The sequence below is a fragment of the Arthrobacter sp. 01N442 genome, assembly GCF_056399345.1.
This window is the reverse complement of sequence record NZ_JBFTRD010000004.1, coordinates 85,002-109,938: the sequence shown is the minus strand read 5'-3', so window position 1 is coordinate 109,938 and position 24,937 is coordinate 85,002. Positions and strand designations below refer to the sequence as shown.

Annotated in this window: 23 protein-coding genes; 10 read left to right on the top strand and 13 right to left on the bottom strand. The window is 68.8% G+C overall.

What is annotated here, in order from left to right; translation table 11 throughout:
• Window positions 1-134 precede the first annotated feature (134 nt).
• Together trmB and AC1DNC_RS07810 are read left to right on the top strand one after the other, a co-directional pair.
• The gene (gene trmB, locus AC1DNC_RS07815) at window positions 135-1,058 is read left to right on the top strand and encodes a tRNA (guanosine(46)-N7)-methyltransferase TrmB (protein WP_476862000.1); all 924 of its coding nucleotides are present in this window, start codon (window positions 135-137) and stop codon (window positions 1,056-1,058) included.
• 170 nt (window positions 1,059-1,228) lie between these two features.
• On the top strand, window positions 1,229-2,047 hold the full coding sequence (locus tag AC1DNC_RS07810) for a DUF1206 domain-containing protein (RefSeq protein WP_476862615.1): 819 nt from the start codon (window positions 1,229-1,231) through the stop codon (window positions 2,045-2,047).
• A 40-nt stretch (window positions 2,048-2,087) separates the two neighbouring features.
• On the opposite strand, the gene AC1DNC_RS07805 is transcribed toward AC1DNC_RS07810, so the two are convergent.
• Complete coding sequence (locus AC1DNC_RS07805; protein WP_476861999.1) at window positions 2,088-2,777, bottom strand: zf-HC2 domain-containing protein; 690 nt, start codon at window positions 2,775-2,777, stop codon at window positions 2,088-2,090.
• Window positions 2,774-3,274, bottom strand: a complete 501-nt coding sequence (locus tag AC1DNC_RS07800; RefSeq protein WP_476861998.1) for a sigma-70 family RNA polymerase sigma factor — start codon at window positions 3,272-3,274, stop codon at window positions 2,774-2,776. The genes AC1DNC_RS07805 and AC1DNC_RS07800 overlap by 4 nt, the downstream gene beginning before the upstream one ends.
• A gap of 154 nt (window positions 3,275-3,428) precedes the next feature.
• On the opposite strand from AC1DNC_RS07800, the gene AC1DNC_RS07795 reads away from it, so the two are divergent.
• Complete coding sequence (locus AC1DNC_RS07795; protein ID WP_476861997.1) at window positions 3,429-3,971, top strand: COG4315 family predicted lipoprotein; 543 nt, start codon at window positions 3,429-3,431, stop codon at window positions 3,969-3,971.
• Here the strand turns inward: AC1DNC_RS07795 and AC1DNC_RS07790 are convergent.
• Complete coding sequence (locus AC1DNC_RS07790; RefSeq protein ID WP_476861996.1) at window positions 3,968-4,885, bottom strand: DMP19 family protein; 918 nt, start codon at window positions 4,883-4,885, stop codon at window positions 3,968-3,970. The two genes, AC1DNC_RS07795 and AC1DNC_RS07790, sit on opposite strands and share 4 nt — an antisense overlap.
• A gap of 162 nt (window positions 4,886-5,047) precedes the next feature.
• Between AC1DNC_RS07790 and AC1DNC_RS07785 the strand changes: the two genes are divergently transcribed.
• Both AC1DNC_RS07785 and AC1DNC_RS07780 read left to right on the top strand, forming a co-directional pair.
• Window positions 5,048-8,509: a DEAD/DEAH box helicase gene (locus AC1DNC_RS07785; RefSeq protein WP_476861995.1), complete on the top strand. Its 3,462-nt coding sequence runs from the start codon at window positions 5,048-5,050 to the stop codon at window positions 8,507-8,509.
• 103 nt (window positions 8,510-8,612) lie between these two features.
• Window positions 8,613-10,229, top strand: coding sequence for an FG-GAP repeat domain-containing protein (locus AC1DNC_RS07780; RefSeq protein WP_476861994.1), 1,617 nt, complete (start codon window positions 8,613-8,615; stop codon window positions 10,227-10,229).
• 18 nt (window positions 10,230-10,247) lie between these two features.
• On the opposite strand, the gene AC1DNC_RS07775 is transcribed toward AC1DNC_RS07780, so the two are convergent.
• From AC1DNC_RS07775 to AC1DNC_RS07745, 7 genes are all read right to left on the bottom strand, one after another.
• Window positions 10,248-10,646 carry a hypothetical protein gene (locus tag AC1DNC_RS07775; RefSeq protein ID WP_476861993.1) on the bottom strand — a complete coding sequence of 133 codons (399 nt, stop codon included), beginning with the start codon at window positions 10,644-10,646 and terminating at the stop codon, window positions 10,248-10,250.
• A gap of 259 nt (window positions 10,647-10,905) precedes the next feature.
• Complete coding sequence (locus tag AC1DNC_RS07770) at window positions 10,906-11,328, bottom strand: heat shock protein transcriptional repressor HspR (RefSeq protein ID WP_476861992.1); 423 nt, start codon at window positions 11,326-11,328, stop codon at window positions 10,906-10,908.
• A gap of 10 nt (window positions 11,329-11,338) precedes the next feature.
• Window positions 11,339-12,319: a DnaJ C-terminal domain-containing protein gene (locus AC1DNC_RS07765; protein ID WP_476861991.1), complete on the bottom strand. Its 981-nt coding sequence runs from the start codon at window positions 12,317-12,319 to the stop codon at window positions 11,339-11,341.
• A gap of 229 nt (window positions 12,320-12,548) precedes the next feature.
• Complete coding sequence (locus AC1DNC_RS07760; protein ID WP_476861990.1) at window positions 12,549-13,217, bottom strand: nucleotide exchange factor GrpE; 669 nt, start codon at window positions 13,215-13,217, stop codon at window positions 12,549-12,551.
• A gap of 2 nt (window positions 13,218-13,219) precedes the next feature.
• The gene (dnaK, locus tag AC1DNC_RS07755; RefSeq protein WP_476861989.1) at window positions 13,220-15,079 is read right to left on the bottom strand and encodes a molecular chaperone DnaK; all 1,860 of its coding nucleotides are present in this window, start codon (window positions 15,077-15,079) and stop codon (window positions 13,220-13,222) included.
• Between the two features lie 326 nt (window positions 15,080-15,405).
• Window positions 15,406-15,858 (bottom strand): hypothetical protein, encoded by a 453-nt coding sequence (locus AC1DNC_RS07750; RefSeq protein ID WP_476861988.1) that lies wholly within the window; start codon window positions 15,856-15,858, stop codon window positions 15,406-15,408.
• A 112-nt stretch (window positions 15,859-15,970) separates the two neighbouring features.
• Window positions 15,971-16,702 (bottom strand): TetR/AcrR family transcriptional regulator, encoded by a 732-nt coding sequence (locus AC1DNC_RS07745; RefSeq protein WP_476861987.1) that lies wholly within the window; start codon window positions 16,700-16,702, stop codon window positions 15,971-15,973.
• Window positions 16,703-16,831: 129 nt separating this feature from the next.
• Between AC1DNC_RS07745 and AC1DNC_RS07740 the strand changes: the two genes are divergently transcribed.
• Window positions 16,832-17,794: an NAD-dependent epimerase/dehydratase family protein gene (locus AC1DNC_RS07740; protein ID WP_476861986.1), complete on the top strand. Its 963-nt coding sequence runs from the start codon at window positions 16,832-16,834 to the stop codon at window positions 17,792-17,794.
• 67 nt (window positions 17,795-17,861) lie between these two features.
• Here the strand turns inward: AC1DNC_RS07740 and AC1DNC_RS07735 are convergent, their stop codons facing one another.
• Window positions 17,862-20,096 carry an MMPL family transporter gene (locus AC1DNC_RS07735; RefSeq protein ID WP_476861985.1) on the bottom strand — a complete coding sequence of 745 codons (2,235 nt, stop codon included), beginning with the start codon at window positions 20,094-20,096 and terminating at the stop codon, window positions 17,862-17,864.
• Between the two features lie 175 nt (window positions 20,097-20,271).
• Between AC1DNC_RS07735 and AC1DNC_RS07730 the strand changes: the two genes are divergently transcribed.
• The 4 genes from AC1DNC_RS07730 (at window position 20,272) to AC1DNC_RS07715 (ending at window position 22,988) form a co-directional block, all read left to right on the top strand.
• A complete protein-coding gene (locus AC1DNC_RS07730) occupies window positions 20,272-20,763 on the top strand; it encodes a MarR family winged helix-turn-helix transcriptional regulator (protein WP_476861984.1) in 492 nt (163 codons plus the stop codon).
• Window positions 20,764-20,791: 28 nt separating this feature from the next.
• Entirely contained in the window at window positions 20,792-21,607 is an 816-nt protein-coding gene (locus AC1DNC_RS07725) for a methyltransferase domain-containing protein (protein ID WP_476861983.1), read from the top strand.
• Window positions 21,608-21,733: 126 nt separating this feature from the next.
• On the top strand, window positions 21,734-22,285 hold the full coding sequence (locus AC1DNC_RS07720; protein WP_476861982.1) for a dihydrofolate reductase family protein: 552 nt from the start codon (window positions 21,734-21,736) through the stop codon (window positions 22,283-22,285).
• 79 nt (window positions 22,286-22,364) lie between these two features.
• Complete coding sequence (locus AC1DNC_RS07715; RefSeq protein WP_476861981.1) at window positions 22,365-22,988, top strand: LysE family transporter; 624 nt, start codon at window positions 22,365-22,367, stop codon at window positions 22,986-22,988.
• A 68-nt stretch (window positions 22,989-23,056) separates the two neighbouring features.
• On the opposite strand, the gene AC1DNC_RS07710 is transcribed toward AC1DNC_RS07715, so the two are convergent.
• Both AC1DNC_RS07710 and AC1DNC_RS07705 read right to left on the bottom strand, forming a co-directional pair.
• Window positions 23,057-24,109, bottom strand: coding sequence for a S1C family serine protease (locus AC1DNC_RS07710; RefSeq protein ID WP_476861980.1), 1,053 nt, complete (start codon window positions 24,107-24,109; stop codon window positions 23,057-23,059).
• Window positions 24,106-24,876 carry a DUF4386 family protein gene (locus AC1DNC_RS07705; RefSeq protein WP_476861979.1) on the bottom strand — a complete coding sequence of 257 codons (771 nt, stop codon included), beginning with the start codon at window positions 24,874-24,876 and terminating at the stop codon, window positions 24,106-24,108. Before AC1DNC_RS07705 ends, AC1DNC_RS07710 begins: the two co-directional genes overlap by 4 nt.
• Between the last annotated feature and the right edge of the window lie 61 nt (window positions 24,877-24,937).

Below are 24,937 nucleotides of genomic sequence, written 5' to 3'. Positions count from 1 at the left end.
ATTCTGGCAGGCCTGCAGCGCCGCCCCGAAAGCATGTCCGAGCCGCGATACGGACGCCCGGGCCCTGCCCCGTGTGGCCGGGCGGCAGCCCTTCAGTCCGCCGGGGGTGCGCCAACTCCACTATTCTGGAGGTGATGAGTGAATCCCCAGAATCCCCCGAAATGCCGCAGCCTCCCCGGCCGGTGACCCCCGGCAGCCAGGCGTCGTTCGGCACCTACGGCGGCCGGCCGGTCAGTTTCGTGCGCCGCGGCACCCGCCTGCAGGGGCGCCGCCAGGCCGCGTGGGAAGAACACTCGGACCGGTGGGCGGTGGAGGTCCCCCGACACATCGCCAACACCTCCGTGCACCCCGACTACGTGTTCGACGCCGAGGCCGAGTTCGGCCGGAAGGCGCCCCTGATCGTCGAGATCGGCTCGGGGCTCGGCGACGCCGTCTGCCATGCGGCCGAGGAGAACCCGGACAAGGACTTCCTGGCCGTGGAGGTTTACACCCCGGGCCTGGCCAACACCCTCATCAAGATCAACAGCCGCGGCCTGAGCAACGTCCGGGTGGTGGAAGCCAACGCCCCCGAGGTGCTTGCCACCATGCTCCCGGAAGGCTCAGTCACCGAGCTCTGGGTCTTCTTCCCCGACCCGTGGCACAAGTCCCGGCACCACAAGCGTCGCCTCATCCAGCCCGCCTTCGCAGACCTGGCGGCCCGGGCGCTCAAGCCCGGCGGTATCTGGCGCATCGCGACCGACTGGTCCAACTACGCCGTACATGTGCGCGAGGTCCTGGCCGGCTCCCCCGACTTCGAGAACCTGCACGAAGGCGAGCGCAGCGGCGATGACAGCCCGCTCACCCAGGTCTGGGAATCGGGGGTGGAGTCCGTCGTCGGCGGGGCCCCGGTCAAGGAGGGTCGGGCGCCGGTCAGCACGGAACACACCGGCCCGAACGAGGGGGTCGATGAGACCGGCGGCTGGGCGCCGCGGTTCGAAGGCCGGATCCTGACGAGCTTCGAGAACAAGGCCCACGAGGCCGGGCGGCTCATCTTCGATCTCTGCTACCGGCGCCGCTAACACCCCTCACGCAGGCTTACTCAGCCCAGCAGGGGGCCGGGCCCGGAGCGAGCAAAGGCAACCGCGGCGAAGGTGCTGTTGCGCAGCAGATTCCCATGGCACGATTACCGAAGATGCATGGTTGGCGCCGGCAAGACGCCAGCACAGCCTGAAGACGCGAAGGACCGATCATCAAAAGAGAACTCAAGGACGCCGCCGAAGTCGCCGAGGACGTCACCAATTCCAAGCCGCTCGAATACGCGGCACGGGCAGGCTTCGCCGTTTCCGGCATCCTGCACTTCCTGATCGGTCTCGTCGCGATCCGGCTCGCAATGGGCGGCCGTGGCCAGGCTGATGTCAGCGGCGCCGTTGAGGAACTAGCGAAGCAGCCGGCCGGACCGGTGCTGCTGTGGAGCGCCTTCGCAGCCTGCGTCGCCCTGGCCATCTGGCAGACCAGCGACGCGGTGTTCGACTTCAGCCATCTGCCCACCAAAGACAAAGTGGCCAAGAAGCTCAAAGCCGCCCTGCAGGCAGTGGTCTATGCCGGGTTCGGGCTCACGCTGGCGTCGGTGGCCCTCGGCGCCCATGCCGATCACCGCCGTTCCACCAGCGACCTCACCGTGCAGTTGATGAAGGCGCCGGGCGGTGTGCTGCTGCTGATCGTCATCGGTGCCGCCGTCGCCGTGACCGGCGTCGTCTACGCCATCCGCGGCTTCCGGAAGTCGTTCCTCAAATATCTGCGCCTTCCCGCCAATGAACACACCCGCACCGCGGTGACCGTTGCCGGCGTCGCCGGCTACGCCGCCAAGGGGGTGGCCCTGCTGCTGACCGGGTTGCTGATCGTGATCGCCACCGTGAAGGCCAACCCGGCGGAATCGACGGGGCTCGACGGCGGCCTGAAGGCCCTGCGTGAGCAGCCGCTCGGCGTCTACATGCTGGCCGCCGTGGGCGCGGGCCTGATCTGCTACGGCATCTTCCTGGCGGTACGGGCCCGGCTCGCCCGGATGTAGCAACCGGCCGCCGGTCCGACAGTAAGTCCGCCGCACCACCTCAAGGGCGCGGAACCGTGATGACCGCGACGGCCTGCTGTTGGCCGTTGCGCATCTCGATGCTGGCGATGCTGGCTAACTGCAGCGGAGTGGCTCCCGTGATCCGCACCTTTCCGCTGGGGGTGGCCGTCCACGAGCACGCCCGGTCTTCCCCGCCGTCGCGGCCCTTCACCCAGAGCGAGAGCGTGCCGTCCACGGGCATGCTCCTGCCATCGACGGCCAGCTCGGTGCCCCATGTCTTCTTCACCAGCCCCACACTGAGCTGCAGCCCGTTGCCGGCCGCAACCGAGTAACTGGCATCCGGTTTGGGTTGCTGCGCCAGCAGCGGCCCGGCCAGGAAGCCCACTGCCAGGCAGGCCGCGGCGACTCCCGCCAGCGCGCCGGACCACAGCAGCCGGACCCGGCGACGTTGCGCTGCGAGCCTCGTGAGCAGGGCCCCCGGAAGCAGCCCCGCGGCAAGCGGTGCCGCGGGAAGCGGTGCCGGCTCGGCCGTCCTGGAAGGCGTGGTGAGCGCGACGGCGTCGGACACCGGAACCGCGTCGAGCAGCGCCGGCAGGCTGGCGAGTTCCTCGAGGCCCGCGCGGCAGTCCCGGCAATCGGCGAGATGCCGTTCGAAAGCCACGGCCTCGTCCGGCTCCAGGCCGCCGAGCAGATACGCGCCGAGCAGTTGGTGGAGCTCTCTTCCCGTCACTGCCGCACCCCCATCTCGTCGAGGATAGTTCGCAGGGCCCGGACGGCGTAGTACGCCCGGGATTTCACCGTGCCGGCTGGGATATTCAACTGCACGGACGCCTCTTGGACCGTGAAACGGCGGTAGTGAAGGGCCACCAGGACGTTTCGGTGCTCGGCGCTGAGCCGCAGCAGCGCCTCCTCCATCAGGACCCTGTTGAGCAGTTCGTCGACCCGTTCCGCGGCGCCGGCAGGATCCGCGAACTCACGCTCCACGGCCTCGCGCGGCCGCCGCTGGGCCTTGCGGTAGTTGTCGATCATGATGTTGCGCGCGGTCCGGAACAGATAGCTGCGCAGGCTGCCGGTGATCTGCGGCGCCTGCTGCCACACGCGCAGCACCGTTTCCTGCACGACGTCGTCCGCCAGTTGCGGGTCATGGCAGGCGCCCAGGACGAACCGCCGCAGGGCCGTACCGTGCTCGCGGTAAATCGCGGTCACGACGTCTTCATCCAGCGGCATGCGGCACCTCCCGGGCTTGGTCCCTCTGCCCCACTAGGACGTACATGCCGGCCCGAAAGTTCAACGGAACGCCCTTGAACCATTCTTCACCCGCCGCCGTCGTATCAGCTAGCCGGACAGCGAGATGGCCGGCACCGAGCCAAGGAGCCAAAAAATGACCAAGCACTTCGGCGCCACCCTGTCGGCCCTTGCCCTCGCCGTCGTCGTTTCCGGCTGCGCTGGGGGCAGCGGGACCACGACGACGGCGGCGGCCTCCCCGGCGCCGACCACGTCGGCAGCAGGCACAGCGGCGCCGGCCACAGCGGGGGCCAGCACCCCGGCGTCGGCCGCTGAATTGAAAACCGCGTCGACCAGTGCCGGACGCGTGGTGGTGGACGCGAAGGGCATGAGCGTCTACCTCTTCACCAAGGACACGAAGGACTCGGGCACCAGCGCCTGCACCGGCTCCTGCATTGCCGCCTGGCCGCCGGTGCTCGCCAGTTCCGAGGCACCGTCGGTGGACGGCATCACCGGCAAGGTGGGCACCATCGCCACGCCGGACGGCAAGAAGCAGCTGACCATCAACGGGATGCCCGTCTACTACTACGCCAAGGACCGGGCGCCCGGCGACGTCACCGGCCAGGGCGTCGGGGGTGTCTGGTTCCTCGTAACCCCCGCGGGCGAGATGGTCAGCTCAGCCGCCGGCGGCGGCTACTAGGCGCCGGCGCCGAGGCCGCCGTCGGACTCGCCCTCGAACTCGTCCTCGAACTCGACGGCGGCAACGATCTCCCGGGTCTCGGGGTGGATCATGTACGCCTCCTCGTCGTCCTCCAGCATGAGGAACTCGCCCTGGTCGGTAGTGAAGTGCCAGGCCAGGACCCGCTCGCCGTTGTGCTCGTGGTTCGGGTCGCCCATGGTGATCTTCAGCAGGGTATGACCCGCCACCTCGCAGAGCTCCCGGATGATCAGTTCGAACTCCGGTGCGCTGCTGAGCTCCTCTTCGGCGGCCGCCGCCTGGCGCTCCGCCAGGTTGGGGATCCGGGCCACCCGTTCGTGGATGTGCCGGTTGAGTTCGTCCTCGTCCAGGACCAGCAGGTCCGGCTGGCTGCGGAGCCAGGCGGCGTTGAGCGCGACGATGTCCTCGGTTTCCAGCAGCGGCTCGAACTGGTCGTCGAGTTCCTCCAGGAGCTGGACGGCCTCGGGCGGGGCACCGCCGTCGTCGGCGCCGTCTGCGTCGCCAAGCTCGGCGTCGCCGTCAAGGTAGGCGTCCGCTTCCTCCTCCGAGAGCGAGTCATAGGCCGCCACGCTGCGGTTGAACAGGTCCAGGTGCGCGGTGGCGCCCATGCCTGCAAGCCCTTCGCGGACATACGCGTCGATCTCTTGGCGCTCCGGGACGGTGAAGACGTACTGGGCGAAGCCGCCGCCGAGCGCCTGGGTCAGGTAGAAGTCCACGTAGTAGCTGCGCAGGGCGCTGGCCGCGATTTCGTCGGCATCGAGCAGCTCCGCGTACATGGCGTTGACGATGTCCACGTTGTTGTCCACGACGTCCACGTTGCCGCCGTGGAGGCTCTCCCGGGTCAGGACCGGGGCGTGGCCGGCGGCGGTCGGGGTCTCGGTCAGGCTGCTGCTCATGGGGGTCCTCACGATGGTGTCTGATGCTGCTGCGATCCCTTCCACGCTATGCGCGCCCGGTTCCGGGCGGCCGAGCGGGAGGTGAACGTCCGGCGAAGTTTCCGGGTCCCGTCAGGCTGGCTAAGATGGATCAGATGACCAACTGCTGAAAGTAGTGCGCACATGCCATCCCATCCGGACGAGAGTGCGGCACTGGCAATACAGACCCCCGCAATCAACGACCGCTCCCTCGCGGCCGGGCTTGCCTACGCCATGGGAAGCCGCGTCACCGGGATGTCCTTCGATCCCGCCACCGGCCTGATGCTCGGCAAGGTCCGCGGCGGCGCCGAGGTGCCGTATTCGACGACGGCGAAGCTGGTTCGAAAGGGCGGCGGCTGGAGCTGCACGGTGGGAGTCTGCAGCTGCCCGGTCCGCAAGGACTGCAAGCACGTCGCGGCCCTGCTGTTTGCCGCCGAGGACAACCCTGCCACCCGCGTCCAGCTGCTCGCCCCCGCGGAGTCCTCCCGGCTTTCCCGCCAGCCGGCAGCGCTGGACCTGCCGGACTGGGAGCAGGCGCTGAGCCCGCTGATCGCCCGGCCGGGGATCACCCAGTCGACCAACGGCGTCCCGCTGGCCCTGCAGTTCGAGATCGAGGAGCCGGCCCCGCACTTCTCCTACACAGGACGCCGGGACCCGCTGCGCAGCGTCCGCCAGCTCAAGGCGCGGCCCGTCATCATGGGGGCCAAGGGCAAGTGGATCCGCGGCGACGTTTCCTGGAACACGCTGAGCTACCTGAATTACCGGCGTGAGTGCAACGAGGCCCATGTGGAGTGGATGCAGGAATTCCTCGCCTCGCACACGGCCCAGGCGAACCGCCAGCACGCCGGCACAGCGCCCTGGCTGGGGCTGAACACCTACGCCGGCAAGAACCTGTGGAGCCTGCTGGCCGAAGCCCGGAAGATCGGCCTCGCACTGGTCCACGGCAAGGGCGACGAACCCGTCCGGCTGGCCGAGGAGCCTGCCGCCGTCGGGCTCAACCTCACCCGGCTCGGCGCGGAGGAGGCCGACGGCGGCGGCCTGGCCCTCGCACCGACCATCACCGTCGAGGGCACGGTAGTCGATCCGGCGTCGGTCGGGACCATCGGCCGCCCCGCGCACGGGATCTTCCTGACCTCCGCCGCCGGCGCGCTGCCCGGCATCCCGCCGGGAGACTCCGGGATCACGCTGGCACCGCTGGAGGGCGGGCTCAGCGAAGAACTCCTGACCTTCGTCACCGGCGGCACCACACTGCATATCCCGGCCCGGGACGAGGGGCGGTTCCTGACCGGTTTCTATCCCAAGCTCAAGCAGACGGCCCGGGTGACCGCCTCCGACGACTCCGTTGAGCTGCCCACCCTGACCGTGCCCACCCTGTCGCTGCTGGCCAACTACGGCGCAGACCACCGGGTGCGGTTGCACTGGGAATGGCATTACAAGGCCGGGAACCTGGTCACGGCCCAGCCGCTGTGGCGCCACCCCGGCGACCACGGCTACCGGGACGATACTGCCGAGGCCCGGATCCTGGAGACCGTGGGTCAGCCCTGGGACGTCGTCCCGAAGCTCGGCGAATCCGCCACCGGAGGCTGGGGCACGCCACGGCTGGCTGCGTCCGCGGAACTCAGCGGTTTGGACACCCTGGCCTTCACCGAGGAAGTCCTCCCTGCGCTCCGCGAGCTTCGGGAGGTCTCCGTGGACACGGCGGGCGAGATTGCCGACTACCGCGAGGCCGAGGAAGCGCCGGTGGTATCGATCTCCACCAAGGCCACCGACCAGCGGGACTGGTTCGACCTGGGCATCCAGATTTCGCTCGAGGGCCAGCCGGTGTCCTTCGCCGCCGTGTTCTCCGCCTTGGCATCCGGCCAGACCAAGATGTTGCTGCCCAGCGGCGCGTATTTCTCCCTGGACCTGCCCGAGCTGCACCAGCTGCGTGCCCTCATCGAAGAGGCCCGGGAGCTGCAGGACAACAAGGACGCTCCGCTCCAGATCAGCCGGTTCCAGGCCGGGCTCTGGGACGAGCTGGCACAGCTGGGGATCGTCGATGAACAAGCGGCCGCCTGGCGCGAGGCCGTCGGCGGGTTGCTGGAGGGCGGCGTCAAAGGCCTGCCGCTGCCCGCCACGCTCAACGCGGAGCTGCGCCCCTACCAGCTCGAGGGCTTCAACTGGCTGAGTTTCCTCTACCGCCACGGGCTCGGCGGCGTGCTGGCCGATGACATGGGCCTCGGCAAAACCGTCCAGGCCCTGGCGTTGATCTGCGCGGCCAAGATCGCAGCGGAGGCGGCTGTCCCGGAGACGCCTGCCCCGGGGGCCGACGACGGCGACGCCGCGGCCGCCGTCGTCGGCTCCTCCCCCGGTTCCTCCCCCGGCGGTGCACCGTTCCTGGTGGTCGCTCCCACCAGCGTGGTCGGCAACTGGCAGGCCGAGACCGCGCGGTTCGCGCCCGGCCTCACGGTCCGGGCCATCAGCGAGACCTTCGCCAAGAGCGGTTCGGTGCCGGCCGAGGCCATGGCCGGGGCGGACATCGTGATCACGTCCTACGCGCTGTTCCGGATCGATTACGAGGCCTACGCCTCCCGGCAGTGGGCGGGCCTGGTCCTGGACGAGGCGCAGTTCGTGAAGAACCACCAGTCCAAGGCCTACCAGTGCGCCCGGAAGCTCCCCGCCGGCTTCAAGCTCGCGATCACCGGCACCCCGCTGGAGAACAACCTGATGGAGTTCTGGGCACTGACCTCCATCGTGGCGCCGGGACTCTTCTCCAGCCCCAAGCGCTTCGCCGAGTACTACCAGAAGCCTGTCGAGAAGAACGGTGACAAGGCGCAGCTGGACAAGCTCCGGCGCCGGGTCCGGCCGCTGATGATGCGCCGCACCAAGGAACAGGTCATCCATGATCTTCCGCCCAAGCAGGAGCAGATCCTTGAGGTGGTGCTGAATCCGCGGCACCAGAAGGTCTATCAGACGCATCTGCAACGCGAGCGGCAGAAGATCCTGGGCCTGATCGAGGACGTCAACAAGAACCGCTTCACGATCTTCCAGTCGCTGACCCTGCTGCGCCAGCTCAGCCTGGACCCGTCACTGATCGATCCCTCGCTCTCCGGGGTACGTTCCAGCAAGCTGGACGTGTTGTTCGAGCAACTGGAGGACCTGGTGGCCGAGGGCCACCGCGCGCTGATCTTCAGCCAGTTCACCGGCTTCCTCGGCAAGGTCCGCGAGCGGCTCGTCGAGGAGGACATTGAGTTCTGCTACCTCGACGGCAGCACCCGCAACCGCAGCGACGTCGTCAACGAATTCAAGAACGGCGCGGCCCCGGTCTTCCTGATCAGCCTCAAGGCCGGCGGCTTCGGCCTGAACCTCACCGAGGCGGACTACGTGTTCCTCCTGGACCCGTGGTGGAACCCGGCCTCCGAGGCGCAGGCCGTGGACCGCACGCACCGGATCGGCCAGGCCCGCAACGTGATGGTCTACCGGCTGGTCGCCAAGGACACCATCGAGGAAAAAGTCATGGCGCTCAAGGCCAAAAAGTCCCAGCTGTTCGCGGACGTGATGGAGGGCGATGCCCTCTCCGGCGGCGCGCTGACGGCCGACGATCTGGCCGGACTGTTTACCGACTGACGGCCAGCCCCCTGGCGGCGAGCCGTCCAGCCCTACCGCGGGCCTACGCTCCGGGTGTCCAATGGTGCATATCGGAACGAGCCTGGGCGAAGGAGCGGTAGCCATGGCCGCGCGGATACGTTTCAGGGGCGCGGCGGCGCGCCGGCAGCGTCGGCTGGCATCGGTGCTGGCATCAATGGCGCTGGTGCTGGGGCTGATGCCGGGCACCGCTCCGCCGGCCGCGGCGGCCACCCTGTATGGACACGACATCTCCTGGCCCCAGTGCCCGACGGCAGTGGGCGGCCTGGGGCTCCCGTTGCCGCCGGCCACCACCCAGTTTGTGGTGCTGGGTCTGACCCGGGGGCTGCCCTTCACCGAGAATCCGTGCCTGGCCAGCCAGGTGGGCTGGGTCGGCACCAACAATAAGCGCGCCCATGGCTACACCATGGCGGCTTTCCCCACCGCGGCCCAGCTGGCCACCTACCGCGGGCAGGGACCGTGGTCCGCGGGTACCCGGGCCGGACAGCTCTCGAATGTCGGCTACGCCGAGGCCCGCTTCGCCGTCGGCAGCCTGCAGCGGGCAGGCTTCCGGCCTCCCGTCGTCTGGATCGACGTGGAGCCCCGTCCGGCCCAGCCCTGGCCCGCCGCCACCCCGGTGCAGCGGCGTGAGAACCGGTACGTGGTGGAGGGCCTGATGCGGGGCCTCCGGGATGCTGGCTACTCCTACGGCGTCTACTCCTATGCCGCCGGCTGGCAGGACATCACCGGCTCGTGGTGGCTGCCGGGCGTTCCGGTCTGGGCCACCGCCGGTCGCCTCGATTACCCGGCCGAAGCCCTTGACCGGTGCCGGCTGGCCAGCTTCTCCGGCGGCCGCGTCTATCTCTCCCAGTGGTACGACGACGTCCGCGACTACGACCTCACCTGCGACCCCTATGGCTTCACCGCCCTGCCGGTTCCTGCCTCCGCGCTCTCCAGGGCGACGGCGGACTTCAACGGCGACTGGAACAACGACGTGCTGGCCCGGGTCGCGGCCACCGGCGAGCTGCGGCTCTACCCCGGGACGGGGCGGGGCACCCTGTCACCGGGCATCAAGATCGGGACCGGATGGTCCGGTTTCAACGCCATCGAAACTCCGGGGGATGTCAACGGCGACGGCCCGCTGGACGTCGTCGCGCGGGAGACCGCAACCGGCAACCTCTGGCTGTACCGAGGCAACGGCAAGGGCGGCTGGCTCCCCCGCGTACTGGCCGGCAAAGGCTGGCAGCTCATGAACGGCATCGTCGGACCGGGCGATTTCAACGGGGACCAGCGCGTCGACCTGCTGGCCCGCGAGACGGCGACGGGCGTCCTCTGGCTCTACCCGGGCAACGGCGCGGGCGGCTGGCTGCCCCGGGCGCGGATCGGAAGCGGCTGGAACATCTTCAACGCGTTCGTCGCCCCGGGGGATTTCGACGGCGACGGTGCAGCCGACGTCCTGGCCCGGGAGACGGCCAGCGGCCGGCTGTGGCTCTACCGCGGCACGGGCACCGGTGGATGGCTTCCCCGGGTGCTCGTCGGCAACGGGTGGAACAGCATGAGCGCCGTGACGAGCCCCGGGGACCTCAACGGTGACCGCACACCGGACGTCCTTGCCCGCGACAGCGCAGGCTCGCTCTGGCTCTACCCGCGGAGCGGAAGCGGAACCTGGCTCCCGCGGGTCCGGGTCGGGGACGGCTGGAACATTTTTAATGCGATCGCCTGAAGCGGTACGCGCAGCGGCTCAAGCGGCGGCCGGTGCGGTCGCCGGCGGCGCCGCCAGTTTCCCGCGAAGCCAGCGTCCGAGCGCCTTCCCCTTGCCCGTCCACCAGCTGTCCTCGTCCGTGTCGTGGTGCCAGCGGAAGATCACTGCCACCAGGACGAAGACTCCGGCGGCCACCTGTTCCCAGGCACCGGACGCGGCATGGACCAGCACGACGAGGGACATGCAGATAATGGACGGCAGCGCCAGCGTCCGGAACACGGTGTTGGCGATGTAGCGTCGCCTGGAACGCGGCACGGAGACCGTCCGGACCATATCGAAGCAGACGCAGACCACCACGATGGCTTGTCCAAGAGAGAGCAGGAGTAGGCCCGGCAGGGAATGTCCGAAGAGAGCCACGGCGTACAGCCCGGTGTTCATGGCCGGCCCGCGATCGTTGCGGACGCCGGCGCTGCCGCGCCCGGAATGGTTGACTGAAGCATGTGCTGTGCCCCCCCGACATTTTGCACTGGAGCCGTGTCATTCGGCTGTCCATTTGGCGGCCGTCCGGCTGCCAAGACCATTCAACCGGGCGGGCAGGCGGGAAGTCACGGCCTGCCGGTACCCGACTATGCGGTCTGAACCACCCGAATTTTCGCTCGAGTACTCAGTTCATCCCGGCCGACTACTTGGAGCCGGTTTAGGGCATCTCCCGGGGGCGCCACAGCACCAGGGCTTGGGAACGGGGCCGGGGCCGCTGGCCGCGGGCGAGCGTCACGACGTCGCCGGCCGCCCCGGCCGCGAAGATGCGGGAGTCCAGCGGCTGCCTGCGCCGGCCAAGCTCCTCGGTCAGCTCGGTGACCCGGTGCTGCAGCGCGGCCACCTGGTTCTCCAGTTGCAGGATCCGCTTGATGCCTTCGAGTGAGACACCCTCCTGCGAGAGCCGCTGCACCTCGCGGAGCATGTTCACGTCGCGTTGCGAGTACCGCCGGGATTTGCCGGGCGCGCGGCTGGGCGAGACGATGCCGAGGCGGTCGTACTGGCGCAGCGTCTGCGGGTGCATGTCCGCCAACTCCGCGGCGACGGAGATGACGAAGATGGGCTGGTCGAACTCGATGTCCATGGCAGGACTCCTACAGCCGGGCCTTGGCTGCCAGACCGGCGCGGACGTCCTCGCCGGCGGTGGCCGCGGCGAACGCCTTGACGGCCTCCTCCGCGTCCTTGTTCAGCTTCTTCGGCACGGCGACGTCGATGGTGACCAGCAGGTCCCCGGTGGCCTTGGCATGCTTGACCCCGCGGCCCTTGACGCGCAGCGTTCGGCCGGTGGGGGTGCCCGCGGGCACCCGGACCTTGACCTTGTCGCCGTCGATGGTGGGAACCTCGATGTCGGCACCCAGGGCAGCCTCCGGGAAGGTGACCGGGACATGGATCCGCAGGTTGTCGCCGTCGCGGATGTAGAAGTCGTGGGGCTTGACCGAGACGGTGACCATGAGGTCGCCGTTACCGGCCGGGCCGTATTGTCCCTTGCCGCGGACGCGGACCTTCTGGCCGTCTTTGATGCCGGCGGGAATGCGCACGTCGATCACTTCGCCATCCGGCTCGCGCAGCCCGATGGTGGTGCCGCGGATGGATCCGGCGAAGGAGATGCTGGTGGAGGCGGTCCGGTCGGCGCCCTTCTGGGGTCCGCGCTGGAAGGACTGGCCGCCGCCGAAGCCGCCGCCGCCGAACAGGTCGGCGAACTCGGGCGGGATGCCGCCGGCGGTGCTGTAGCCGCCGGAGTGGCGTCCGCCGCCGCCGGTGAAGAGGCCGCCGAAGAGGTCCTCGAACCCCGCGCCGCCACCGGCACCGCCGGCCCCGCCGGGGGCGAAGCGGGCGCCGCCGCCCATGGCACGGATGGCGTCGTACTGCTGGCGCTCGTCGGCGTCGGAGAGCACCGAGTAGGCCTCGGAGATGTCCTTGAACTTCTTTTCCGATGCGGTGTCCCCCGCATTGGTGTCCGGGTGGTGCTGCCGCGCGAGCTTCCGGTAGGCCTTCTTGATGTCGGCGTCGGAAGCGTCCTTGGCGACACCAAGGATCTTGTAAAAGTCCTTGTCCACCCAGTCCTGGCTAGCCAATGGCGTTTCCTTTCAACGTACAAAGAGATAAGGCGACATTACCGCTGTTCGCCGTAGCGGATGAGGGGGCCGGGGAGTGGCTTCAAAGGATCTGACCGAGGGCCCCGACACGAGCTTGCGAGTGTTGGGAGGACCGATCCGCTGCCGGAGCGTGGCGGCTGTGGTCCGCAGGACCATAGCCGCCACGCGTAGGGGCGGGGCCCCCTCCTCCGCGAAGGCGGGGTGGTGACTACGCCGGAACGGCCACGATCACCTGGGCCGCGCGGAGGACCCGCTCGCCGGACTTGTAGCCCGAGCGCAGGACCTGGCTGACGGTGTCGGTTTCGACGTCCGGGCCGGGCTGCTGGATGAGGGCCTCGTGGATCGTGGGATCGAACTCCACGCCGGTCTCATCGATGCGTACCAGGCCGTACGTCTTCAGCGCGTTCTCCAGCTTCGCGGCGATCGCGGCGAACGGTCCGTCCGCCAGGTCGCCGTGCTGCCGGGCGGCGTCGACGTCGTCCAGCACCGGAAGCAGGGCGTTCAGGACGCCGATGACGGCCATCTCCCCTGCCACGGCGCGGTCACGTTCGACGCGCTTGCGGTAATTGACGTACTCGGCCTGCAGGCGGCGGAGGTCGTTCTTCAGTTCCTCCGCCTCCCCGGCACCCGCGCCCTGCGCCACGGACTCAGCGGCCGGAACGTCGACGCTGTTGAGGATGTCCTCCGCCTGGGACAGTGCGTCCCCGGCGTCGGGCTCCCCTGCAGCGGCGCGCTCCTGGTCGGGGTGACGTGCCTGGCCGGTCTTCGGATCAACCTTGCGGTTGTCGTGGATCACCGGCTTCTGGTTCTCGTCGCGGCTCTCGTCGCGGCGGTCTCCGGCGGCTCCGTGCTCTTCTTCGTTACCGTGCTGCGGCATGATTACTTCTTCTCGTCTTCGTCAACGATCTCGGCGTCGACGATGTCCTCATCGGCTGCGCCCTGTTCGCCGGCCGGAGCACCCTGGGCGCCAGCGGCACCGTCGGGGGAACCGGGCTGGGCGTAGATGGCCTCGCCGAGCTTGGTCTGGGAAGCCTGGAGCTTCTCAAACGCAGTCTTGACGGCGGCGTCGTCGGTCCCTTCGAGCGCTGCCTTGAGGGCGTCGACGTCGGCCTGGACCTCGGTCTTGACCTCTTCAGGGAGCTTGTCGGCGTTGTCCGCGATCAGCTTGTCCACGGAGTAGGCGAGCTGCTCTGCAGTGTTGCGGGTGTCGGTCGCCTCGCGGCGGGCCTTGTCCTCTGCAGCGTGCTCCTCGGCGTCGCGGACCATGCGGTCGATGTCTTCCTTGGAGAGGCTGGAGCCGCCCGTGATGGTCATCGACTGTTCCTTGCCGGTGCCCTTGTCCTTCGCGGAGACGTGCACAATGCCGTTCGCGTCGATGTCGAAGGTGACCTCAACCTGCGGCACGCCGCGCGGGGCGGGAGCGATGCCGGTCAGTTCGAAGGTGCCCAGCGGCTTGTTGTCGCGGGTGAATTCGCGCTCGCCCTGGAAGACCTGGATCGCCACGGACGGCTGGTTGTCATCCGCCGTGGTGAAGGTCTCGCTGCGCTTGGTGGGGATGGCCGTGTTGCGCTCGATCAGGTGCGTCATAACACCGCCCTTGGTCTCGATGCCCAGGGACAGCGGGGTGACGTCGATCAGCAGCACGTCCTTGCGCTCACCCTTCAGCACACCGGCCTGCAGGGCGGCGCCGACGGCCACGACCTCGTCCGGGTTTACGCCCTTGTTGGGCTCCTTGCCGCCGGCGAGTTCCTTGACCAGCTCGGAGACGGCGGGCATGCGGGTGGAACCGCCAACCAGCACGATGTGGTCGATGTCGGAGAGCTTGATGCCGGCTTCCTTGATGACATCGTGGAACGGCTTCTTGGTGCGCTCGAGCAGGTCCTTGGTGAGGTCCTGGAACTTCGCGCGGGTCAGCTGCTCGTCCAGGTGAACCGGGCCGTCGGGGGTGACGGAGAGGTACTGGAGCGAGACGTTGGTGCTGGAGGAAGAGGAGAGTTCCTTCTTCGCCTGCTCTGCGGCTTCACGGAGGCGCTGCAGGGCGATCTTGTCCTTGGACAGGTCGATGCCCTTGACCTTGAGCTGGTTCAGCAGGTAATCCACGACGCGCTGGTCCCAGTCGTCGCCGCCGAGGCGGTTGTCACCGGCGGTGGCGCGCACCTGGATGGTGGAGAAGTCGTCTTCGTCCTTGCCAACCTCGAGGAGGGAGACGTCGAAGGTTCCGCCGCCGAGGTCGAAGACGAGGATGAGTTCGTCTTCCTTGCCCTTGTCCAGGCCATAGGCCAGGGCTGCCGCGGTGGGCTCGTTGACGATGCGCAGCACCTTGAGGCCCGCGATCTCGCCGGCTTCCTTGGTGGCCTGGCGCTCGGCGTCGTTGAAGTACGCGGGAACCGTGATGACGGCGTCCGTAACCTTCTCACCGAGGTAGGACTCGGCGTCGTTCTTGAGCTTCATCAGGATGCGCGCGGAAATTTCCTGCGCGGTGTACTTCTTGTCGTCGATCGCGACGTTCCAGTCGGTGCCCATGTGGCGCTTGACCGAGGCGATGGTGCGGTCGATGTTGTTGACGGCCTGGCGCTTGGCGATCTCGCCGACCAGGACTTCGCCGGACTTGGAGAACGCAACAACCGACGGCGTGGTGCGGCCACCCTCGGCGTTGGCAATGACGGTGGGCTCGCCACCTTCGAGAACGGAGACGACGGAGTTGGTGGTTCCGAGGTCGATACCTACTGCACGTGACATGTGTTGCTTCCTTCTTTCCTTGGAAACTTGCTGGCCCCGGCCATCCGGCGGACGCCCGGCGGCCGGGACATACCCGGAGTTCGAGCCCGTCGAGAACGAGGGCGCACCCACTTATTGAGCGCTCTGCACTCAACTTTACGCAGCCCGCGTGAGATGTCAATCCGAAGTTGAGTCAACCCGACTCAACTTCGGATGACGGGCATATTCGCGGAGGCCTGCAGCGCCGGAAAACCGCGGAATTGCGCGGTTTCCGGGCAACGCGACGACGCCGCGCCAAGGATTTCGCTGTGCGAGAAAGCGATTCGGGCGCGGAATCCGACGAGAAGTTAGAGGCCTTCGCGGCCTGCGTCGTCGCGGACGGTGCCGTCACGCCCGGCAGGCTCGTCCGCGAGGGCATCCCCGGCGCGGCGGCCCGTGCGCCCGGCCCCCGCTGCCCCTGCGGCGCCATAGTCACCCTCGGGATATTCGCCCTCTTCCCCCGCCGTCGCGTCCGGGGCGGTGGATCCGGCGGCGCCGTAATCGCCTTCGGGGTAGTCGCCTTCCTCGGTTCCGACGGTCGAGCCGGTCGCCACTCCCGCCCTGCCATAGTCCCCCTCGGCATATTCGCCTTCGGGTGCCCCGGCCGGGTTCTCGCCGGCGACGCCCGCGTCACCGTAGTCGCCCTCGACATACTGGCCGGCGTCGGCCTCCAGCCCCGCCTCCTCGGCGCCGGCCGGAACCGGGTCCGAGCCGTGCCGCTTCTCTGCTGCCGTTCGATCAAACTCACTGTTTTCAGACATGTGTGGATCCCTCCTGCAGGCGTGGGCGCCCCCTCGGGCGCAGTCGCAGTCTATCGAGCACGGAGGGGAGGCAACAGGGGTCCGCCCGGCTGCGGGCGCCTGAAAGGCCGGGTCAGGGACGCAGCCCGGCTAGCCCGGCCAAGACAGCCAGGTGGTGCGCGAAGAGCTCGTCCCGGGCAGCGAAGGTGTCCGCGCCATATTGGCCGAAGACTTCGAAACTGATGGCGCCGAACAGCGAAGTCCAGACCAGTGCACCGCGGGCCAGCACGGGGTCCGGCACAGCCAGCCCCATCTCCGCGCGGATCGCAGCCAGGTCCGCGGCGAGCGGCGCGGCCACCGGAGCGGGCGGCCCCTCCCCGGCGAGGCTGCCTGCCCGCCAGGCGCCATCCAGGATGCCCATCAGCGCGAAGATCACCCTGGTCCCGGGGCCGGTGGTCCGAGCCGCGGGAGCCTGGTATCCGGGCACCGGGCTGCCGAAAAGCAGTGCATAGCTGGCGGGCTCGCGGAGCGCCCAAGTCCGCACTGCCGCCCCGAGTGCCGCGAACCTGCCGTTGAAATCATCCTCCGGGAGAGCCCCGACGGCAGCATCCACCGCATCCCCCAGCTCGTCGTAGGCGTCGACCAGCAGCAGGGTCAGCAACTCTTCGCGGTTTTCGACGTACCGGTAGACGGCCGAGGAGACGACTCCGAGGTCCCGGGCGACGGCGCGCAGGGACAGCGCGGCGGCTCCGTGCAGCGCCAAGTGCTCCCGGCCGATTCGCACAATGTCCCGGCTGGTCCGCACCCGGGCACGCTCACGCGGCGTTACTGGCTTGGCGGACGGGACGGGGGCGGTCTGCGGCATGGATCCAGCATTCCATATCGCAGAGCAGCGTCTACAGATGTGAGCACTGCTCTTGACTTCGCTCCTGCTGGGCGGCATCCTGAAGTTCGAGAGCAGTGCTCTCCTCTTCCGTTCGAAAGCGAGCACCCCATGACCCAGCCCGAAGCCCCCGAGATCCAGAACCCTGGACTGTTTGTCGTCACCGGCGCCGGGCCGGTCGGCTGGACCGTTGCCGACCAGCTCGCCGCGACCGGTCACCGGGTGCGGGTGCTCACCCGCTCCGGCGGCGGGCCGTCCCATCCGCTCGTCGAGAGGCACGCCGTGGACGTCTCCAGCCCGGAGATGCTCGGGGAGCTTTTCCACGACGCCGCAGCCGTCTTCCACTGCATCCACGGCTCCCGGTACAGCGCCACGGCCTGGGCCGCAGAACTGCCCGGGGCCGAGCAGACGGTGCTGGCAGCGGCGGGCGACGCCGGGGCCGTCGTCGTTTTCCCGGAAAGCCTGTACTCCTACAGCGAACCGGACCGGCCGATGGGCGAGGACAGCCCGCGGGAGGCCCGGGGCGGCAAGCGTGGGATCCGCACCGCGCTGCTCGAGGCGCGGGCCGCGTCCGCGACGGACACCGTGAGCGTGGCGGCCAGCGACTTCTTCGGCGCCCGGGTGCTCGGGGCGCACGCGGGCGAGCGCATGCTGAAGCCGGTGCTGGCGGGCAGGCGCCTGATGGTGGTCGGCAGTGCGGACCAGCCGCATTCGTTCACCTATGTGCCGGACCTGGCGGCCGCCATGATCAAGGCGGCCCGGGATCCTGCGCTGTGGAACCGGGTGTGGCACGCGCCGACCGGGCCGGCGGTCACCCAGCGCGCGATGGCTGCGGCGTTCGCCGCCGCCGCCGGTGCCCGGACGCCGCGCGTGGCCGCGGTCCCTGGCTGGGCGCTGCGGGCAATGGGCATGCTCTCCCCCGGGACGCGGGAACTGGCCGAAACGCTGTACCAGTTCGAGCGCCCCTTCGTGATGGATTCCCGCGCCAGCGAGGCCGCGCTGGGCCTGCAGCCGACGCCGCTCGCGCAAGCAGCCGCCGCCACCGTGGCCTGGTGGGGGGACCAGGGACGGTGACGGCGGCTGCGCTTGGGGGCTTCCGGCGGACGGGCTCCCGGCGGGCGGGCTTCCGACGGCGCTCCGGCTAGCGGACGCCGGCTTCGGCGGATTCCGGTTCCGGGGCGGCCGGAAGGTCCCGCGCGGCGGCGTCAGCCGACGGCCGGCCGAGCTTGCTCGGCCACCAGATCCGCGGGCCAATGTCGTAGGCCAGGGCCGGGACCAGCAGCGAGCGGACCAGGACGGTGTCGAGCAGCACCCCGAACGCCACGATGAAGGCCAGCTGGACCAGGAACATGATGGGGATGACGCCCAGGGCGGCGAACGTCGCCGCCAGGACCACCCCGGCGGAGGTAATGACCCCGCCGGTAACCCCCAGGCCGCGCAGGATGCCGGGCCGGGTGCCGTGCTTCAGGGACTCCTCGCGGACCCGGCTCATCAGGAAGATGTTGTAGTCAACGCCCAGGGCGACGAGGAAGACGAAGCCGAAGAGCGGGACGGTGGCGTCCGCCCCCGGGAAGCCGAAGATGTTGTTGAACACGACGGCGGAGACGCCCATCGCGGCTCCGTAGGAGAGCACCACCGAAGCGACCAGCAGGACGGGCGCCAGCACGGAGCGCAGCAGCAGCATCAGGATGACCAGGATCACCGCAAGGACCACCGGGATGATGGTGACGAGGTCGCGCTGGGCTGTGGTGTTGGTGTCCAGGGCCGTGGCGGTTACCCCGCCGACCAAGGCTCCACTGTCGATCTTCTTCAGTTCCTGGCGGAGGCTGACCACCACGTTTTCGGCCTCGTTGGAATCTGCGGCGTAGTTCAGCGTCGCGTTGATCAGCACCTTGCCGTCCCGGACCGCCGGTTCCGTGGGAGCAGCCGGCGCACCGGGTGCACCGGGCGCACCCTGGCCGCCGGGGACGATCGGCACGTTGCCTTCGGCCAGCAGGTAGGCGTCGCCGACGCCGTCGCTCGCCTTAACCTTGTCCAGCACGTCCTGCGCCTTCGCCTCGTCGGCGACGATCACGGCGGGGCTGCCGGAACCGGCGTCGAAGTGCCTGGCCAGGGCGTCCTGGCCGTCCACCGCGTTGGAGGCGGCGAGGATGACGTCGGTCTGCGGCACGCCGTTGGCCTTGAGCTGGAGCACACCGGCGGATGCGATCAGGAGCAGCAGCACCGAGGTGATCCAGACGGTGCGGGGCCGGCGGGACACCAGGGAGCCGGTGGCGCGCCAGATACCCTTCTGGCCCTCCAGTCCGGTGACGAGCTCCGGCTCACGCTCCGTCTCCGGCAACAGCTTGGGGCGGAACGGCCAGAACGCAACGCGGCCCAGCAGCGCCATCATCGCCGGGAGCAAAGTCAGCGCCGCGAAGAGCGAACACAGGATGCCCGCGGCTGCCACCGGCCCGAGCGCCTTGTTCGAGTTGAGGTCGGAAAAGAGCAGGCAGAGCAGCGCGATGATGACGGTGGCTCCTGAAGCCAGGATCGGCTCCCAGGCGGCCTTCCAGGCAGTGAGAGCCGCGGCCGTGCGGTTGGTGGTGTGGGTCAGGGCCTCCCGGAAGCGCGCCACGTAGAGCAGCGCGTAATCCGTGGCGGCGCCGATCACCAGGATGGAGAGGATGCCCTGGCTCTGCCCGTTCAGCTGGATCCAGCCCAGCTTGGCCATGCCGAAGACCAGCAGGATCGCGGCGCAGAGCGCGAAGACGGAGGTGAAGAGCACCGCAATCGGCAGCAGGAGCGAGCGGTAGACGACCAGCAAGATCAGGAACACCGCTGCCAGCGCCACGAGCAGCAGGATGCCATCGATGCCGGCAAAGGCACTGACCAGGTCCGCCGTCAGTCCGGCCGGCCCGGTCACGAAGGTCTTCATTCCGTCCGGAGCGGAAGCCGACACCTCGTCCCGCAGCTCCTTGATCACGGTCTTCACCTCATCGGAGGACGCGATGGGCACCACAAACTGCACGGCCTTCGAATCCTCCGACGGAATCGGCCCGATCACAGTGCTGCCGACTTGCAGGGCTTCCAGCTTGCCCTTGAGCGCGGCCGCCTCGCCGAGCTGGGCCCGGGTGAAGGCGGAATCGCTCTCGATCACAATGACGGCCGGGATCTCCTTGGAGTCGCGGAACTTGGACTGCCAGTCCTGCGCTTCGGTGGCTTCGGCGCCCGCGGGCAGGAAGGACGCCTGGTCGTTTGAGGAGACCTCGCTCAGCCGCCCGAACGTTGGGCCGCCGATGCCGGCAATGCCGAGCCACGCGACCACCAGTACGACGGGCACCAGCCAGCGTAGCCAGAACGGGACACGGGTGGAGTCTTGCCGATTGCGTTTCATGGCGTCCTTCTCGGGATGGCGTTGCGGAGTAGACTTTAGTAAACCATAGATTATCTCCATGATCGATATAAGTGACAGTCTAGAAAAATCTGACTTTGCAGCTCAGGCGCCTGGAGTAAACTCCGGAAGGCGCTAACAGCGCAGGCCTCCCGGGGCGCCGAGCAGGAAGGGTGACATGTCAACTGAGATGCCGGCAATCCCTGACGCCGCCGGTCCGCCACCGCTGGTCAGCCTGCTTCAGGAGTTCAGCCTCGAAGCTAATCGCTACGCGGACTCGGCGGGCGCCCGGAACGACATGCACCGCACCGACCTCAACGCGTTGTCCGTGATCATGCAGCACACAGCGAGGAACCAGGTGGTAACGCCGGGCCTGCTGCGCAAGGAGCTTCATCTCAGCTCGCCCGCCACCACCGCCCTGATCGACCGGCTGGACAAGTCCGGCCACGTGGTCCGGGAACGGCAGGGCACGGACCGCCGGCAGGTGCAGCTCAGGATGACCCCCAAGGCCTACCGCGACGGCGGCGCCATGTTCCTGCCGCTCGCCCGGCATATGGGGGCGGCCATGGAGAATTTCACGCCGGCCGAACTGGAGATCGCCACGCGATTCCTGCACGCCATGATCGAGGCCACCGTCCGCGCCGGAGAAGAAGCCGCCACCGGGCCCTAATTCGGCCCCGGAGGCGTAGCGTTTCCCTATGGACGAGCAGCAACCCGACGATGTCTACACCCATGGCCACCACGAGTCGGTGGTGCGCGCGCACGCCTCACGGACAGCGGAGAACTCCGCAGCATTCGTCCTCCCGCACCTGACGCCCGGCGTTTCGGTGCTCGACGTCGGCTGCGGTCCCGGCAGCATCACGTGTGATTTCGCTGCCCTGGTGGCCCCCGGCGAGGTCACCGGCGTCGACCGTTCCCCCGAGGTGATCGCCCACGCGTCCGCCCTGGCCGCGGAACGCGGGGTCGCCAACGTCCGCTTTGTCGCCGGCAACCTCTACGAACTGGACTTTCCCAACGAGACGTTCGACGTCGTCCACGCGCACCAGGTGCTGCAGCACCTCACCGATCCGGTAGCCGCGCTGCGGGAAATGCGCCGGGTGGCCAAGGCCGGCGGGATCGTGGCCGTACGCGACGCAGACTTCCACGGCATGAGCTGGTATCCGGCCGTGCCGGAGCTGGATGAATGGATGGAGCTTTACCAGCGGATCGCCCGCCGGAACGGCGCCGAGCCCGACGCCGGAAGGCGTCTCGTATCCTGGGCGCAGGCCGCCGGGTTCACCGACGTCGCGCCGTCGAGCAGCAACTGGCTCTACGCGACCGGGCAGCAGCGGCGCTGGCAGGCCCGGGTCTGGGGTGAACGGGTGCTGCACTCGGCCTTCGCGGACCAGGCGCTCGAATACGGGTTCGCCACCGCCGCCGATCTGGCCCGGATATCCGCCGGGTGGCACCGCTGGGGCTCCACTGGCGACGGCTGGTTCCTGATCCCGAACGGCGAAGTCATCGCCCGGGCCTGAGCGTCAGCCAACCGTCCACCCTGTCGGCATCGTTCGCGGCCGGGGTTAGGAGTTCAGGAGCAGCCATTCCCCGCCGCCCAAACTCCCGCTAGGGTGCACTCAAAGACCCCGCAGCGAGGAGAAACCATGCGCAAAGTGACGGCCGGCCTGTTCAGTTCCGTGGACGGGGTGGTGGAAGACCCCTTCCTGTGGCAGTTCGACAGCTTCGATGAGGAGCTGGGGGCCGGGATGGGCGAAATGATGGGCCGGATCGACACCGGGCTGCTGGGCCGCGTCGGGTACCAGCAATGGGCGGAGTACTGGCCGAACGCCAAGTCGGACGACGATTTCGGCCGCTTCATCAATCCGCTGCCCAAATATGTGGCGTCCCGGACCCTGACCGGCGACCTCGGCTGGCAGAACTCCCGGCTGATCGAGGGCCCGCTGGAGGACTTCGTGGCGGAACTGAAAAAGGGCGAGGGCGGCGACATTGGAATCTTCAGCAGCATCTCGCTGGTCCGCCAGCTGGTGTTCGCCGGCCTGGTGGACAGCCTGATGCTGATCGTCCATCCGGTGGTCGCGGGCAGCGGCCGGCGGCTCTTTAATGACGGTGATCCCCTGACCCGGCTCGAGTTGCAGTCCTCCCAGCAGACCAGCAAAGGCAACATGATCCTCAGCTACGGACTCCGCCAGGGCTGACCCGGGCCGCCGGGGACATGGTGGCCGCCTGCCGCGTCGTCAAGGCCGCCGACGCCGGCGGGAAACGTAAACTTGGTAGGTGCAACTCTCCCTTTGGCTGGCCCTGGCCGGCGCCGGCGTCCTGATCAGCTTCACCCCGGGCGCGGGCGCCATCAACACGATGAGCAACTCCCTCAACTCCGGCTTCCGGCGTTCCATCTGGGGGATCCTTGGCCAGCAGGCCGCCCTGGTGGTGCACATCCTGATCGTGGCCCTCGGCGTCGGCGTGCTGGTGGCGAGCTCGCCACTGGCCTTCAACATCATCCGTTACGCCGGTGCCGCCTACCTCGTCTACCTCGGCATCCAGCAGTTCCGGCACAAGCCCGACCTGGACCAGGAGAAGGCGGCGGCGCTGCGCAACGAGCCCGCGCTGTCAATGTTCCGGCGCGGCCTGTGGGTCAACCTGCTCAATCCCAAGGCGATTGTCTTCTTCCTCGCCTTCATGCCCCAGTTCATCCGTCCGGACCAGCCGCTGCTGCCCCAGTACCTGGTGCTGTCCGCCACCGTGATCGTGATCGACATCCTGGTCATGTGGTTCTTCTTCGCGGCGGCCGCCAAGAGCTTCCAGCGCTTCACCCACGACGCCCGCGGGCAGCGGATCCTCAACCGGACCTTCGGCGTGCTGTTCATGGCCGTCGGCGTGCTGCTGGCTGTGATCCACTAACCGGCAGCCGGCGCCGGCCGCGCGGGCCCGTTCACGCCGGCGTCCGGCCCAACCTCCCGACGTCGGGCTTAGCCGCCGGCGCGGAGGGCCGGGAGCAGTGCCTTGACGGTATCCGCGGCGATCGCGAAACCGATCCCGTTGGCGGCGGTCCGCGCGGTGGACGTGGCCACCATGGTGTTGACGCCGATCACCCGGCCCGCGGCGTCCAGCAGGGGTCCCCCCGAGTCGCCCGAGCTGATCGGGGCATCGGTCTGCAGGAGATTGATCAGCCGGGAATTCCTGCCGAAACCGGCCTCGGCTGCGGCGGTGCGCCCAGTGGCCGAGATGATGCCGGTGGTGACGCTGGGGCCGCCTTCCAGTCCCAGGGCGTAGCCGATGGCAACGACGGAGTCACCGGGGGCCGCAGACCCTGAGTCGCCCAGCTCCAGCACGGGCAGGTTACTCACGCCGGAGACCTTCAGCAGTGCCAGGTCGTGTGCGCTGTCGACGGCGACGATCCGGGCGGTGCGCGTGCTCGAGTCGTGGAAGGTCACGGTCACCGTCGAGGCGCCGCCGACCTCCCCCCTGACCACATGGGCGTTCGTGAGGATCTCCCCCGTACTGCCAATCACAATGCCTGTCCCCTCGGCCGTCACCCGGTCGCCGCCGGCCGGATCCAGGAAGGGGTTCGACTGCGTGGTGGCGGCCTTCACCGAGACGACGGCGGGCAGCGCGGCAGCCAACAGTCCCTTGATATCGGCAGGATGGCCGGACCCGCCGCCGCCGGCGACGTACTGCTTGACCACGGTTTCGGATCCCCAGCCGGTGGACCGCGCGACCAGCAGGGCTGCACCGGCACCTGCGAGGGCGGCCGCCAGGAGGATGCCCAGCAACTGCAGGAACCCGAGCGGAAACTGTTTCGCCCGGGCGACGGGGGCTTTTCCCTTGGGCGGCGCGGCCGGCGGTTCTTCCCGCGGAGCAGGATGCGGCGGCGCTGGCTCACGCTCACCAGGACCGGCACCCGCCTCGGCCTCGCGCTCTGCCTCGGGCTCGACTTCAGCCTCGGCCGGGGCACCATACGGCGCGTCGCCGTCCGCACCCAGCGCTGGCGCACGGGCGGCCGGGGAGTCCCGGTCCGTCACGGGCTCAGCTTGGAAGCCGGCGCCGCGTTTCCGACCCGGCCCCGGGAGCCCGGCTGCAGACGCAACAGGCTGACGCCGACGGCGATGAACCACGCCCAGAGCAGGAGTCCGTAGCCCCAGTAGAACTCGGGCGCCGCGAACCGCAGGGCCTCGCTGACGACGCCAAGGGCTCCCGTTGCCAGGCCGAGCCAGGCGACGACGCGGGGCATCACCCCTTTGAGCATCACCGCCGAGACCAGAAAAATGCCCACCGGCGACAGAAGGCCTGCGATGGTGGGAGTGTTGTTCTCGGCGATAATGGCCTCTGCGGCAGTGGCAAAGACCCCCCGCTCCTCCGCCGATCGCGCCGCCACGTAGCGGTCGCTGAGGTAGACGAGGCTGAGCGAACCACGGCTTGACACCGGCACCGCGAGCAAGAGAGCCCAGGGCAGCCCTGCGACGACCGTGGCGACAAGCGCCGAACTCCGGCCGAGCGGGGCCAAGGCTACGAAGAGGGCCAGGAACACGATCACCGGCAGGATGCCGGGCAGGATCCAAAGAATCTGCTCGGCAATGTAGGGCTCCTTGTTCGCCGCAATGAACTCAAGGGTTGCAGCGCCCCCATCCACCGGCGGCGGGGACACGAAGTCGACAACCAGGGCCAAGAGCAACAGCGCCACGAAGAGAATCGCGGCAACGCCGGCGGAACGGTAGAGCCCCCGCCAAGGCCACTGCGCTCCGCCGAGGGACACTCCTGGGGCCAGCCCGGAAACTCGCCGCTCATCCATACTGCAAAGCTAGCCAGCGCCACCCCGGCACGTCAGGGCCGAAAGTCTCCCGCCGGGTGGC